The organism is Paenibacillus sp. MAHUQ-63 (assembly GCF_028765165.1).
In the GTDB taxonomy this organism is placed as follows: Bacteria; Bacillota; Bacilli; order Paenibacillales; family NBRC-103111; genus Paenibacillus_E.
Window position 1 is genome coordinate 25,769 of record NZ_JARADB010000005.1, and the last position, 13,532, is coordinate 39,300.

The following is a 13,532-nucleotide window of genomic DNA, read 5'->3' on the forward strand; positions in this document are numbered from 1 at the left end:
CCAATACACGCTTTAAAATATGACACGAATCGACGGAATATGCGCGATCCAACCCCACAGCAAACCACGAACCCTCTATTTTTTCGGTTTAATTCGCCGATGAAATCGTTTACTTCCTTGAAAATTTGGTTTTATTTGTCTGGAAAACGAACGAATTCACTTTTTTTGCCCAAAAATGCCCCGAATAAGGAGGAATTTCGATATTTATGACGAATTACAGTGACTAGCATCATAAAACCAAATATTTCATGCCGAATTCCCCGTCCTTATTGGGGAAACGGGGGAACCATTCCGGGTGAATTGATCTTGCAAGACAGGGATCATAGGGAACCTTCAACCGAACCCTCCAGCTAACCTCGTAGGCACCGGAAGGAGACAAGCAGTTGAAAAAGGTTGTTGCTCTTGCTTTCAGTCTTGTTTTGTTTTTGAGTGTAGCTTTAGGAAGCGCGTCTGCGTCAGAATCCACATTGGACTCAACGGTTGACGGATTGCTTGGAACACCGTACAAAGATGCCGGTACGACAACCAGAGGTTTTGATTGCTCCGGGTTCACCGCATACGTGTTCAACCAATTCGGCATTGACCTTCCTCATAGTTCGGCTGCTCAAAATAAAGAAGGCTACTGGATTGACAAAAGTGATCTTCGCAAAGGCGATCTTGTGTTCTTCAACACAGGAGGCCAAGGTGTTTCTCACGTAGGCATTTACCTTGGAAACGGTGAATTCGTTCATTCGGCATCCAACGAGGGCGTCGTGATTAATAAGCTTAGCCAATCCTATTACGCGAAGAGATATGTATCCGCCAGACGCGTTCTGTGGGATGATATCTACAATCAGCTAACTGCTGAATCCAAGTAATTCTCTAGCTTTACACGAATAAAGCCCGGATAGCTTCAGCTCCCTAGAGCCGCTTTCAGGGCTTTTATTCATTTCGGACCTTAAGAAAGGATACCCGCCATGTCGCAAACAAGCTACTCCGGCAACCCGCCTTTCCCCGGTATCATCCAGTCTCTTGAAGAGCTAAGACCGCGTGTAGGCGAACCACACCTGGCCGTGCAGCACAAGGTCGTCTCGAGCATGGATGATCACATTCGTGCCTTCGTGGCCAAATCACCGTTATTCTTCCTGTCCACTTCCAACCAGTCCGGTCTGTGCGACGTCTCTCCGCGCGGGGATGAGCCCGGTTTCGTCCGCATCCTCGATGATAAGCGCCTGATCTATCCGGAAAGACTCGGGAACCGGCGCATTGACTCCTTGCAAAATCTGCTCACTAATCCGCAAGTCGGCATGGTGTTCCTTATTCCTGGCGTGGAAACCGTCCTGCGGATTAACGGCCGGGCATGGCTGACGCAGGACGAGGAGCTGCTTGCCGGTATGCAGCTTAACGGCAAGCAGCCTGTTGTCGGCGTCGGCGTCGAAGTGCAGGAATGCTTCATTCACTGCAGCCGGGCTCTCAAGCTGGCCCGCGTCTGGCAGCAGGATACGTGGCTGCCTGAGCAGGAGCATCCGGATTCGATGTCCATGTTCCGCGCTCACGTGGCGCGCAACGGCATCGAGCTGAAAGAATAACTTGACATAGCATGTAAGCCGTCCTATAATAGCGGCATCGGTTTTCTAGGGTTCCGTGACGCTGCAGCGCCAGTCTGGTCCGAGAGAAAACACACAGCGAATACGCTGTGAACACGGAGGGAGAAAAGCCCGGGAGTCATATCGCGCAGCGATAGTGCTTCCAGGCTTTTTTCTTTGTGTCCGGGTTAGGATGACCCGCAATGAAGGAGGGATTCAACATGGCATGGCTGTATCTTGTCATAGCAGGCGTTTTCGAGGTGGTATGGGCCATCTCCTTGAAATTTTCCAACGGTTTCACGCGTTTGGTGCCGTCCGTTATCACGGTTACCGGCATGATCATCAGCTTTTATTTCCTGGCCGTCGCCACCAAGACGCTCCCCATCGGCACCGCCTATGCGGCATGGACAGGGATCGGCGCCGTAGGGGCGATCATTGTCGGCACCCTTTTCCTGAACGAGCCGGCCAGTTTGACGCGTATTTTGTTCATGATCCTTATTCTTGTCGGGGTTCTCGGACTGAAGTTCACATCCGGACACTGATCGATCCCCAAGCGGGCCGATGAGATAAGGGGTTAGGCCACCGTATAACTCACATACCAGAAGGAGCTGCCGACATAGATCCGCAAGTTCTCGGACAGAGGCTTAAAGATCTCGTTCAATTCCTCATACGTGTAGTAATTTTTGAGGATTTCATGCTTGGAGCCGTCGGCCAGCTCCCTTCTTTTGTACGTATCCTCGCTGTGCTCGCTCGCGATCAGCTCCCCGCCCCTGCCGGGAACGTATACATTATCGGCGATCAAGACGTGCGCTCCTTGGCCTAGACGTTCATGGAAGCCTTGCAGGAAGGCGTCCAGGCGGTTTTTGGGAATATGCGAGAACCAGAAATTGGCCAGTCCGCAATCGAAGTCCCCTTCGATATCCCCAAGCCGGTAAGCATCCCCTTGAACAAAGGCTGCGTTGCGCTTCGGCCACGGCTTGGACTTCGCAATCTGCAAGACCTCGGGCCGAATGTCCACGCCCACGATGCGCTCAGCCGCTTCGGCGGCATACTGCGTCCAGTACCCGGTGCCGCAAGCAATCTCCAGAACGCTCCTCCCCGCTGTCAGCTTCCTTACCACAGCCGCAATGAGCTCAAGCTCCTGCCGGTAATCCGCATCCTCCCGCGCATAGATATGCTCATACTCCGCCGCTCGCGCCCCATAGTATTCCTGCATGCTTGCCTTCTCATCATGAAGCTGCTGCTGCTTCTCCTTCACCTCGTGCAGCATTCTTCCTCTGGATGCCAGCAAGTCGCCGAAAATAGCTCCGCCCTGTTCCGCATAATTGGCGAGCAAACCATGCGTTGCCATCACAATAAGCTGTGTCATCGACAAGCCCGTTTCTTCCGCCATGCGCTCCAGATCTTCCTTGACCTTCTCCGGCAGGTAGACGGAGAGCCTCTTTGTTTTATCGGCTTTATCCTCCATTGGTCATTACCCCCTCATTTTTATTGTTATTTTAACATATATTATGTGTTATAAAAATATATATTTTGTGCTTTCCACTCACGAAATTAAATTAGGCTTCCTGAAATAACCTTCCCTAGCCATTAACCCTCGCAGTTCGCTCTATCAGACATAGAATACTAAGCAAGTATATTCATATGTTGATAGGAGATGGCGACATGATGCAAAAACGTATTGCCGGCAAGCCGAGCCGTATTGTCCGGCTCCCCAAGAGCGCAGGGCTGCCTAGAGCCAAAGCGATGCAGCTCTACCGTACCCAACTGAGAAAGTTTCATAAACCTGGATCAGGGCGCTTTATTAGCCAAACGACGGTATCGATCGGTACCGACAACTCATGGTTCAATGCCCAGATTATCCCCCGCGATCCTGCATGGGTGCAGGTACCCAACGCCAATTATGTTTGGTATTCCGGCAATCTGAACAGTGAGAATGCAATCATCTCAACGCGTTTCACACTTTCGCAGCGCAGAGCTATCCTCAGCGCTTCACTCTTCCTGTCCGTCGACAACTACGCGGTCGTTATCATTAACGGGGTACCGCTGCTCTTTGACGGCCCGCAGAATACACCTTCGTTCTACAACCCGGGACGCACGTTCGACGTTCGGCGTTTCCTGCGCCGCGGGCGCAACGATGTCGTCATCATCGCCTTCAACTTCGGCGGACCGCGCAGCGCCACCATGCCGGCCGGTGTCGCCGCCAGATTCGACATCCGTCTGAGCTCCTTGCAGTAGCACCACAAAAAAACCGGGCCTCCATCCGTCGGATGGGTCCCGGTTTCTTTATGCCAGCGGCATTTTACATCAGCTGTCTCTCGCGGCCATAGCGCTTTTTGAGCATGTTCAGGAAAAATTGCAGCGACAGGAACAGCAGCGCGAAGCTCGTGCCTGCACTCAAAATAATCCACGGATGCAGCCTGATATACCTGGATCCGTAAGCGATCATGGACAGCCATTCGCCCGAAGTGGTGATGGTGATCGAATAGCCCGCGTCGCTGTCGCCGATCGTTTCCGTACCGCCCAGTACGAGATTGAACACCGCAAGCTGTCCCAGCAAGAAGAGGACCTGCATGAACTCGCTAAGGAAGATGAACATCATTTCGCTTCTCATACAAGGAATCAAGTGCCGGACCGTCCGATGCACGACGGAGCCGCCCATCAAGCGTGAAGCTTCTATAAATAGCTTGTCATTATAGTAGCGAGCCCGCTCTGCGATTTGATGAGCTAGAGGGAATATGCCGATGAAGGTGACCAGAAGAATGAACGTTGCCGAGAAAAGCAGCCTGTAGTCCGGATCGGCTTTCGCCCATTGATCCAACCGAAGACCGAAGTACATACCGGCCAGCGGAGGAAACAGGAAAACAAATGCAGGCACCGCTGCGACAACCCACTGCATCGCATGGAGCACGCCGCGGCCTCTTCCGGTCGTCCCGCTCCACATGCCCCAAGGCAGCGCGAAGGCGAACCGCAGCAGCGTTAGAGCCAGCGCGGTACCCAGCGTGTATTTAAGCCCGTTGAGCAGCAGACTCAGCACATCGAAGCCCCGGTGGTCCGTCCCCAGCAGGAACGTACCGTTCGGGGAGAACGGCGGAATGCTGTAGCGCGTCTTGCCGTCCTGCTCATATTGAATCATGTTGATTTTATCCTCGGGCGATATCCCGTGCGGCTTCAGCCACGTCCCGAAGACCGCGAGAAGAAGGATCAGGACGATCAAGCCGGCCGAGAGGTAGAACGCAGCGGATGAACGCTTCATCATGAGGACGGCACCTCCCCCGTGCGTACGAGCCATCTCTTGCGGAGCAGCGCATACAGCGCATGGAATGCCAGCGCAACGAGAGCCAGCGCGATGCAGATGACGGACATGGAGGAGACATTTTGCAGGGCAGGCGAGATAATGAAGCCCCCCAGGCCAAGGATTCCGCAGATCGCCTCGGCAACCGCCATGCTGGCCAGTGCCAAGGTCGTCGCCTTCGGCAGAATGCCCAGCAAATCAGCCATCACATTGCGCACCACGTGGCTGAACAGCACCTCGCCGCGGGTCAGCCCCTTGGCTTGCGCCGTGACGACGTAGTCCTGCGCCAGCTCCCGGGCGATCGCGATGCGAAGCGTACCGTAAATCGTAACCGACGGGATGAGCGCGATGGTGAGGAACGGGATCATGAACGGCGTTTTGTCGCCGACCTGGACGATCAGCAGCACGAAATGCCCCAGAAATTTCGTGGCATAGACCGCGCCTAATTGTATGAGTACGATTAGGAAGAAGTCGGGCAAGCCCACAAGCAGGGCATGCACACCGTCAAGCACTGCGCCTAACCGGCGCCACATCGAGGCCGCCAGCGCCGTAAGCATGCTTAGGGCAATAGCCAAGAGCAAGCCCGGAATGAAATAGGTGCATGTGCGAAGCAGCATGACGGGCAGCTCCCCCAGCACGGACAATTCCTTGCGGTTGTATGGATTGCGGAACTTGCCGAGATCGCCATGCAGGAAGCCTTGGAGCTGGTCTTTCACCGTATACGCGTAGTACTTCCAGGAGATCACGGGCGTCTCCAATGGCACGCTGCTTGCGCGAAAAATCCCTTTAATCGCCGCTGTCTTGCCGATATAGTCCCACGTCGTGCCGTAGGGGACCGACAGCAGACCGGCCTTCTCGTTCAGCACCCGGCTGCCCGGCAGTTGGCTGCTGATCGCGTGGATGCTCGTATCGGGGCCGATCGCAATCCGAATCTGATCCGGCTCCGTAGACATGAACGCGTTTCGAATGTTGCTTAGGAAGAAGATACACAGGAGCGTAAACAGCCCCAGCAACAGCCACCGAATGATCGACTTCAACTCTGGTCACCTCGTCCTATTATTTACCGCTGGTAGATAACTATTTTCATAGTTTACCACGATTCATTTGGGAGTACTATCCATTTATTGATGGCAAAAAGTGGCCCCGCAAGGAGAAGCTGCCGACGCCCGTAGTTAGGTTGGCGTCTGTCAGCAGCGATGCGCTTGATCAAGCGCGCACAATGCCAAAAAAACCTGGCGCAAGATCCAATGATCCTGCGCCAGGTCCCCTTTAAGAGCTAAACTGCGCTTGATGCAGCCGGCTGTATACACCGCCCACCGCAATAAGCTCCTCATGTCCGCCTTGCTCGGTAATGCCCTGCTCCGTCACGACGACGATACGGTCGGCGTTCTTGATCGTCGCCAAGCGGTGAGCGATGACCAGCGTCGTCCGGCCCTGCGACAGCTCAGCCAGCGACTGCTGGATGGCCGCCTCCGTCTCCGTATCCAGCGCCGATGTCGCCTCATCGAGGATGAGGATCGGCGGATTCTTCAAAAACATCCGCGCGATCGCAAGCCGCTGCTTCTGCCCCCCGGACAGCTTGACGCCGCGATCGCCGACAACGGTATCCAGCCCCTTCGGCTGGGACTGGATGTAGCCCTCAAGCTGCGCCCGTCGAGCCGCCTCCCAGATCTCGGCGTCCGTCGCATTCAGCTTGCCGTAGGCGATGTTCTCCCGCAAGGTGCCGGAGAACAAGAACACATCCTGCTGCACGATGCCGATCTGGCGGCGCAGCGATTGAAGCTCGATGTCGCGGATGTCCATGCCATCGATCGAGATGCTGCCTTCGTTCACGTCGTAGAATCTCGGCAGCAAGCTGCAGATCGTCGTCTTCCCCGCTCCGGACGGACCGACGAACGCGACCGTCTCCCCTGCCCGTATGGTCAGGGAGATATCGTTCAGCACGCGCGCTTCGCCGCCATACCCGAAGGCAACGGAGTCGAACGTGATCTGGCCCTGGAGATGGTCTACCTTCACGGCGTCAGGCCGATCCGACACCTCCGGCTCCGTGTCCATCACTTCGCAATACCGTTTGAATCCGGCAATCCCTTTGGGATAGCTCTCGATAACGTTATTAATCTTCTGAATCGGCCCCAGGAACACATTCGTGAGCAGGACGAAGGCGATAAATTCCCCGTAGGAAATTTGTTTGTCGATCACGAACCAGGTGCCGCAAATCAAGACGAACACGGTCACAAGACGCATGAGAATATAGCTAAGGGAGATGTTCCACGCCATGATTTTATAGGATAGCAGCTTCGTGATTCGGAAACGCCCGTTATTGTCCTCGAACAGCTTCTTCTCGTAGGACTCATTGGCGAAAGCCTGCACGACTCGAATACCGCCGATGTTGTCTTCGACACGGGCATTAATATCCGCTAAGTCCCCCATCATCCGGCGGAACGTCTTCGTCATTTTCTGATTGAAGTACACCGCAATCCAGAGCAGCACAGGCACAATAACGAAGGTTAACAGCGCCAGCTTCACATTAATGCTCATCATCAGTATGAATGCGCCGATCAGCGTCATTACGGCGATGAACAAATCCTCGGGACCATGGTGGGCCACTTCGCCGATCTCCAGCAAATCGTTGGCCATGCGCGACATCAATTGACCGGTCTTGTTATTGTCGTAGAACCGGAACGATAGCTTCTGGAGATGATCGAACATTTTCTTGCGCATGTCCGTCTCGATGTTAATCCCCAGCTTATGCCCCCAATATGTAACTACGAAGTTCAGCACGGTGTTGAGTCCATAAACGGCAAGCAGGCCGGCGCAAGCCCACAGAATCCAGCTCCAGTTCCCGGCAGGCAGCAATTTGTCGACAACCTGATTCACGGCGAGCGGGAAGCCCAGCTCCAACAATCCGGCCACAACAGCGCAGGTAAAATCCAAAATAAATAGATGCTTATAAGGCCTATAGTATGAGAAAAACCGCTTTAACACGAAATTCCACCTCCTTCGCCTAGTATACATGAAACCAAAATGAAAGACCAAAAATAGGCAATTGCCCGAGGACAGCTGTCCACTATTCTCATATATATAGTTCAAAGGCAATCTGTGCGCGGAGGGACTGACATGCTTATCAACTCGTTGGATACGCGAACCGCTATTTTCCTGGCAGCGATGTGCAGCCAGAGTTATGAACTGTTTCAACATGGTCCGGACAGCGTTATTTTACCGCAAAATTACCAAATGGTCTCCTCCTTCACAGCCACCTCCTTTCTTAGTGACAAAGAAGCCTACGGCTTCATCGCCCAGTCCGACGGACAGATTATAATTGTATTTCGGGGAACGAATACAGCCTCCGATTGGGTATCCGATGTTATCGCGAGGCAAAGTACTTACCCGTACGCCAAGGACGGCGGACTTGTGCACAAAGGCTTCCTCGACATCTATAACAGCGCCCGCAGGCAGATTATGGCCACGATCGTCAAGCTGAATCCCCGCAAGACGCTTTACCTGACAGGCCACAGCCTCGGAGGGGCGCTCGCTGCGCTATGCGCCGTCGATCTCGCAACGGTTACCAAATTCAGAGAGCCTTCCATCTATACGTATGGTTCGCCGAGAGTCGGTAATCCCGCTTTCGCCAGCTTGTTCAACCGCAGAACCGGGCCTCACTACCGGATTTATAACACGAATGATATCGTTCCGGAACTTCCGCCTTTCCTCTACAAATCGCCGCGAACCGATCAAACCTACCACTATCTGCATGTCAAGAAAGGGGTCGAACTCACCTACCAGGCAGGGTCCGTCTCCGCGAATCACGCCATCAGCGGCTATTATCACGAGCTGGCGAAGCTGGATCCCCGTTACGCGGAGCAGCTGCAAAGCCGAACGCCCGGATTCTGCCCCTAAGGAGGCTGGTGGATGGTTGAAACCACCTGATAAAGGCAAAGATAAAGGTTGATATGTATTTCATACGGAAAGGGAGCTCGACCTTGGTCCTCGTCATTAACCTCATGTTCGTCTGGCTCAGCATCCATGTATTAGCAGGGCTTCCCAACAAGCTGCCGCTTGTCTTCAATGTCCTGCTGTACATGCTGCTTTCAATCGTAGATATCAATAAATTAACGTTTATGAGTGACGTCTGGGACCTGTTCCTCATCAGCAATGAAGTTCCGGCGCATTTGTCCGTCATTGGTTATCGGGACTTCACCTTCTCACTTACGCTGCTTGCGTATGCCAACGTCTTTTTCACAGCCGTTAAGCCCCTTACGAAACTCGGGATCTCTCTGTACACGTTCCTTTTTTTGTATCTGAGCGCCTCAGCCTTGAGGTGGACCGGCGCCATTACCGATTTGTCCTGGAATGGCTTCTATGAAACCGCCTGCCTGGCGATCATGATGCTGCTCACCTATGGGTTCTCCCGTTTGCTGCTCCGGCTCATGCGGAAGGAGATGTCCCCATGAGTGACGTCATCATCTATGATTCCTCCTTCGATGCCAACGAATGGTTTGTCCTTGCCATCCTTGCCGCAGGAGTGGTTGCCATTTGGCTCCTGCCCAGGAGGTTCACGATGGAGCAAGCCCTGTTCAACTTACTGACAGGGATCGTACTGGGCCTTATGCTCGATCATACACTGGCTCTACCTCCCTTCGATCTCTACGATGTCGGGGATGAATCTACTTACTCCCTGTTCGATATGTTCTCCTATGCCATGTATGCTCCTTATGGCTATCTATTTATTTATATATATAAAAGGTGGCGGATTAAAGGCCTCTACACCATCCCTTATATTCTGGTTTGGAGCCTCGTAAGTGTCGGCATCGAGTGGCTGAGCGTGAAGGTCGGCGTCTTTCATTACAAGAACGGGTACCATTTAAACTTTTCCTTCCCGATTTACTTGTTTTTGCAGTCCATGCACGTCCTGCTGTTCCGATCCTTTTTCCCCGATAGCTTTAAAAAAAAAATGAAGAACGCACCGTAACCCTGACAATCTCTTGTCAGGGTTGTTTGTTTATAATTCGGATATATCCTGCAATCGAACAAAGAAAGGAAATGATAACATGAAACGAAAAAACCAAACCGGCTTTGTCATTGCCGGACTTTTACTGGCCATTCTTATGGCCTCCATGGACAATACCATCGTTGCCACGGCGATGGGCTCCATTATCGCAGACCTCGGAGGACTGGATAAATTCGTTTGGGTGACCTCGGCCTATATGGTTGCCGAAATGGCAGGGATGCCGATCTTCGGCAAGCTCTCGGATATGTATGGACGCAAGCGCTTCTTCGTCTTCGGCATTCTCGTCTTCATGCTGGGCTCCGCCTTGTGCGGAACGGCAACTTCGATCGTACAGTTGAGCATTTACCGCGCCATCCAAGGGATCGGCGGCGGAGCTCTGGTCCCCGTCGCTTTCACAATCATGTTCGATGCCGTCGCACCGGAAAGCCGCGGCAAGCTGATGGGACTGTTCGGCGCCGTTTTCGGCATGTCCAGCATTTTCGGACCGCTGCTTGGCGCTTATATGACCGATTATGTGAAGTGGGAATGGATTTTCTACATTAACCTTCCGTTAGGCCTCATTGCCTTCCTCATGGTGGCGGCAGGCTATAAGGAATCGCTGCAGCATGCCAAACAGCGGATCGACTGGGCCGGCGCGCTGACGCTGGTAGGCGCGATCGTCTGTCTCATGTTTGCTCTGGAGCTTGGCGGCAAGCAGTTCGCATGGAACTCCGCTCCTATCAGCGGATTATTCGCCGGCTTTATCTTGCTAGCTGCTGCTTTCATCTACGCGGAGACGAAAGCCGAAGAACCGATTATCTCTTTCCGCATGTTCCGTGACCGCCTCTATGCTTCCAGCAATGCGATCGCCATGTTAAGCGGTGCCGCTTTCATCACAGCATCGGTTTATATACCAATCTTCATTCAGGGTGTGCTCGGCGGCAGCGCTACAAATTCCGGCCTTGTCCTGCTTCCCATGATGCTCGGTACGGTCGTTACGGCAACCGCCGGGGGCTTTCTGATCAGCAAATTTACGTACCGCGCGATTCTCATCCCGACGCTGATCCTGCTTGTCGCGGGGATGGCCCTCCTGCTGACATTAACGCCGGATTCCTCCCGTCTGCAGGTCACACTGTTCATGATTCTAGTCGGTCTTGGCATCGGCGCATCCTTCTCCGTGCTCAGCAACGCAGCCATTCATTCCGTACCGGCCAACCGCCGCGGAGCCGCCTCTTCGACGCTGAACTTTCTACGTTCGCTCGGCATGACGATCGGCATCACGATCTTCGGTATTATCCAAAGCCACTCGCTGACCAGGCACTTGACAGATGCCTTCAACGTAAGCGGCAGCTCCGCACTGCCGCAGGGGCTGGATTTTAAAGATCCGCATGCGCTCCTCGATCCGGTCACCCGCGCGCAAATACCAGAAGGAGTACTGAGTCAGACATCAGCAAGTCTCTCCTCGTCCATCGTGGCAACCTTCGCCTGGGGACTTATCCCAGCCGTTCTTGCTCTGGCGGCCGCATGCGTCATGAGCAGAGAGAAGTTCGACATTCCCACCGATTCGGAAACCGCACTCGCCGCTGCTTCGCATTAATATCAACGTCCTTTTCCATGACGCCGACATGGAAAAGGGCGTTTTTCATTTCCCGCTGATTTTGCCAAAGGTTTACAAAAATCCCGTTTTAACTTACAATTTTCAACAGGAACAATGATCGTTCGACAATATCCTACAGTTGATAGACTTTGATAGGGGCTTACAGTATGGATCTCTTAATAAGCGAGAACCGCGGTCAGTGCAATGGCACCGCGCTGCGGATGCTGCTGCTTAACTTCACAATAGTCACGATGGGTCTATCTTTCTCTTATACTCGTCTAGGGCTAAGCACTCCCCATTTTCTGTATATGATGACGGCCAATATCATCATGGTTACCGCCTATGTCTGGTTGTATTGCTATCGCAAGGATGCGGGCTGGATCGGTTATATCCCGATATTCGGGCAGTTTCTGAACACACTGTTGCTGATTAGCTTTATACCCACCTTCATGAATGCGCTCAGCAGCCTATATATCGTTATCCTAGCAGCCATCTTCATGCGCAAGAGCGTGATGATGATCGCGATTTGCCTCGCTGTATTGGCGAATGTGTATTTTATCGCCGTCACGTATACGAGCCGTGTCGCGCCGACGCCGCAAATGCTGATCAGCCTCCTGACTTGGTCGCTGCTGATCGTCATCAGCATGCTCTTGCTGACTCGCAACAACCGGGAGCTCATGGCCCGCTTCTATACGCTGCAGAAGGAAACGGTAGATAAAGCCGAGCAAATCAAGCATTTGGCGACCACCGATCCGTTAACTCATTTGCCTAACCGGGTATCCGCGTATGAGCATCTGGATAATGCCATTCAGAAAGCGGCCGCTTGGAACAGCCGTGTCTGCGTACTATGGGTCAATGTGGATAACTTCCAAATGATCAATGATTCGGTTGGGTATGCAACAGGGGATCAATATCTGCGCTCTTTTGCCCGTAAGATGGTGCATACCTTCTCGCCTGACATGCATATCTCCCGCTCTGGTGGCGATGAATTCAATCTCATTGTAGAGATCGGTTCTGATGACGAATCCTTCACGAACACCGTGCATGAGATCTGGGAGGCGTGCCATTCGCCATTCCATGTCGCAGGCGTTTCTTATCCGCTCCGGGTGAGTATGGGGGTTGCCTTATACCCGGATCATGCCCAGACGGCCGAGCAGCTGCTCATTTGCGCAGATGTCGCGATGCGGAAGGCGAAGGCGGAAGGCAAGCATCAATTCCGCATTTTCGATGAAACGATGAGACTCGATCTGCTGCAGAAGCGCAAGCTGGAAGATGCCCTGCAGGACGCCCTGGCGCAGAATCAGTTCACGCTGCACTTCCAGAAGCAAGTCCATGTGCCCAGCGGCAATGTCAAAGGGTACGAAGCCTTGCTGCGTTGGCAGCAGCCGGAGGGCACCTACATCCCGCCGGGCGAATGGATCCAGCTTGCCGAAGAGACAGGGCTCATCGTGCCGATCGGCCACTGGGTGCTGCGAACGGCGTGCCGCACGGCTAAGAAGTGGCAGGACGCCACGCGCTCGCAATTTTCGATATCGGTCAATATTTCCGCTCTTCAGTTAATGCAGCATGATTTCGCCGATCAGGTTCTCGCCGTATTGGCCGAGACGGGGCTGGATCCCCGCCACTTAGTGCTGGAGCTGACCGAGACTCTGCTCATTCAATCGATCGAAACTTCGACGACTCACTTGAATTACTTGAGAAACCAAGGGGTGAGAATTGCCCTGGACGATTTCGGGAAAGGGTTCTCATCACTCAGCTATATCAAGCAGCTGCCTGCGGACATTATTAAAATTGATAAATCATTCATCGATCACATTGACGACAGCTCCGTAGACCGGGTCATTATGGAATCCATCATCTCGCTGGTGCAGCGAATCCATATGGAAGTTATCGCCGAAGGCGTCGAGAAGCAGGAACAGCTTCGAATCCTGCAGGGAATCGGCTGCGAATATGTTCAGGGCTACTATTTCAGCAAGCCGCTGCCTGAAAATCTCGCTTTCCCGGTACCGGTTCATACATAAAGAAACCGCTCCTCTTTGAAATAATCCCAGTCGTTCGTGCAGCTAACACGCGGGATGAAGTTCATTT

13 protein-coding genes and 2 riboswitches are annotated in these 13,532 nt (G+C 53.2%); of the genes, 9 read left to right on the forward strand and 4 right to left on the reverse strand.

Annotation, left to right across the window (positions count from 1 at the left end):
* Nucleotides 1-239: 239 nt before the first annotated feature.
* Nucleotides 240-380: riboswitch (cyclic di-AMP (ydaO/yuaA leader) on the forward strand.
* 3 nt (nt 381-383) lie between these two features.
* From PUT07_RS26090 to sugE, 3 genes are all read left to right on the forward strand, one after another.
* Nucleotides 384-857, forward strand: a complete 474-nt coding sequence (locus PUT07_RS26090) for a C40 family peptidase (RefSeq protein WP_274471703.1) — start codon at nt 384-386, stop codon at nt 855-857.
* Nucleotides 858-956: 99 nt separating this feature from the next.
* The gene (locus tag PUT07_RS26095) at nt 957-1,568 is read left to right on the forward strand and encodes an MSMEG_1061 family FMN-dependent PPOX-type flavoprotein (protein WP_274471704.1); all 612 of its coding nucleotides are present in this window, start codon (nt 957-959) and stop codon (nt 1,566-1,568) included.
* A gap of 34 nt (nt 1,569-1,602) precedes the next feature.
* Nucleotides 1,603-1,706: riboswitch (guanidine-I (ykkC/yxkD leader) on the forward strand.
* 80 nt (nt 1,707-1,786) lie between these two features.
* A complete protein-coding gene (sugE, locus tag PUT07_RS26100; RefSeq protein ID WP_274471705.1) occupies nt 1,787-2,107 on the forward strand; it encodes a quaternary ammonium compound efflux SMR transporter SugE in 321 nt (106 codons plus the stop codon).
* A gap of 32 nt (nt 2,108-2,139) precedes the next feature.
* Here sugE and PUT07_RS26105 read toward each other — a convergent pair whose 3' ends face one another.
* Complete coding sequence (locus PUT07_RS26105; protein ID WP_274471706.1) at nt 2,140-3,033, reverse strand: methyltransferase domain-containing protein; 894 nt, start codon at nt 3,031-3,033, stop codon at nt 2,140-2,142.
* Nucleotides 3,034-3,230: 197 nt separating this feature from the next.
* Between PUT07_RS26105 and PUT07_RS26110 the strand changes: the two genes are divergently transcribed.
* On the forward strand, nt 3,231-3,803 hold the full coding sequence (locus PUT07_RS26110; protein ID WP_274471707.1) for a hypothetical protein: 573 nt from the start codon (nt 3,231-3,233) through the stop codon (nt 3,801-3,803).
* A gap of 64 nt (nt 3,804-3,867) precedes the next feature.
* Here the strand turns inward: PUT07_RS26110 and PUT07_RS26115 are convergent, their stop codons facing one another.
* From PUT07_RS26115 to PUT07_RS26125, 3 genes are all read right to left on the reverse strand, one after another.
* A complete protein-coding gene (locus PUT07_RS26115) occupies nt 3,868-4,824 on the reverse strand; it encodes an ABC transporter permease subunit (protein WP_274471708.1) in 957 nt (318 codons plus the stop codon).
* Complete coding sequence (locus tag PUT07_RS26120) at nt 4,821-5,897, reverse strand: ABC transporter permease subunit (RefSeq protein ID WP_274471709.1); 1,077 nt, start codon at nt 5,895-5,897, stop codon at nt 4,821-4,823. The genes PUT07_RS26115 and PUT07_RS26120 overlap by 4 nt, the downstream gene beginning before the upstream one ends.
* Nucleotides 5,898-6,129: 232 nt before the next feature.
* A complete protein-coding gene (locus PUT07_RS26125) occupies nt 6,130-7,845 on the reverse strand; it encodes an ABC transporter ATP-binding protein (RefSeq protein WP_274471710.1) in 1,716 nt (571 codons plus the stop codon).
* 132 nt (nt 7,846-7,977) lie between these two features.
* On the opposite strand from PUT07_RS26125, the gene PUT07_RS26130 reads away from it, so the two are divergent.
* The 5 genes from PUT07_RS26130 (at nt 7,978) to PUT07_RS26150 (ending at nt 13,465) form a co-directional block, all read left to right on the forward strand.
* Nucleotides 7,978-8,757, forward strand: coding sequence for a lipase family protein (locus PUT07_RS26130; RefSeq protein WP_274471711.1), 780 nt, complete (start codon nt 7,978-7,980; stop codon nt 8,755-8,757).
* Nucleotides 8,758-8,810: 53 nt separating this feature from the next.
* Nucleotides 8,811-9,311 carry a hypothetical protein gene (locus PUT07_RS26135; protein ID WP_274471712.1) on the forward strand — a complete coding sequence of 167 codons (501 nt, stop codon included), beginning with the start codon at nt 8,811-8,813 and terminating at the stop codon, nt 9,309-9,311.
* A complete protein-coding gene (locus tag PUT07_RS26140) occupies nt 9,308-9,829 on the forward strand; it encodes a hypothetical protein (protein ID WP_274471713.1) in 522 nt (173 codons plus the stop codon). Before PUT07_RS26135 ends, PUT07_RS26140 begins: the two co-directional genes overlap by 4 nt.
* Before the next feature lie 79 nt (nt 9,830-9,908).
* Nucleotides 9,909-11,444 carry an MDR family MFS transporter gene (locus tag PUT07_RS26145; protein ID WP_274471714.1) on the forward strand — a complete coding sequence of 512 codons (1,536 nt, stop codon included), beginning with the start codon at nt 9,909-9,911 and terminating at the stop codon, nt 11,442-11,444.
* 167 nt (nt 11,445-11,611) lie between these two features.
* The gene (locus PUT07_RS26150; protein ID WP_274471715.1) at nt 11,612-13,465 is read left to right on the forward strand and encodes a putative bifunctional diguanylate cyclase/phosphodiesterase; all 1,854 of its coding nucleotides are present in this window, start codon (nt 11,612-11,614) and stop codon (nt 13,463-13,465) included.
* Nucleotides 13,466-13,532: the final 67 nt, after the last annotated feature.

Excerpts from the sequence above, each read along its gene's own strand:
- sugE (WP_274471705.1), top strand. The coding sequence starts at position 1,787 with ATGGCATGGCTGTATCTTGTCATAGCAGGCGTTTTCGAGGTGGTATGG.
- PUT07_RS26105 (WP_274471706.1), bottom strand. The coding sequence starts at position 3,033 with ATGGAGGATAAAGCCGATAAAACAAAGAGGCTCTCCGTCTACCTGCCG.
- PUT07_RS26135 (WP_274471712.1), top strand. The coding sequence starts at position 8,811 with ATGTATTTCATACGGAAAGGGAGCTCGACCTTGGTCCTCGTCATTAAC.
- PUT07_RS26145 (WP_274471714.1), top strand. The coding sequence starts at position 9,909 with ATGAAACGAAAAAACCAAACCGGCTTTGTCATTGCCGGACTTTTACTG.
- PUT07_RS26150 (WP_274471715.1), top strand. The coding sequence starts at position 11,612 with ATGGATCTCTTAATAAGCGAGAACCGCGGTCAGTGCAATGGCACCGCG.
- PUT07_RS26130 (WP_274471711.1), top strand. The coding sequence starts at position 7,978 with ATGCTTATCAACTCGTTGGATACGCGAACCGCTATTTTCCTGGCAGCG.
- PUT07_RS26110 (WP_274471707.1), top strand. The coding sequence starts at position 3,231 with ATGATGCAAAAACGTATTGCCGGCAAGCCGAGCCGTATTGTCCGGCTC.
- PUT07_RS26115 (WP_274471708.1), bottom strand. The coding sequence starts at position 4,824 with ATGATGAAGCGTTCATCCGCTGCGTTCTACCTCTCGGCCGGCTTGATC.
- PUT07_RS26140 (WP_274471713.1), top strand. The coding sequence starts at position 9,308 with ATGAGTGACGTCATCATCTATGATTCCTCCTTCGATGCCAACGAATGG.
- PUT07_RS26095 (WP_274471704.1), top strand. The coding sequence starts at position 957 with ATGTCGCAAACAAGCTACTCCGGCAACCCGCCTTTCCCCGGTATCATC.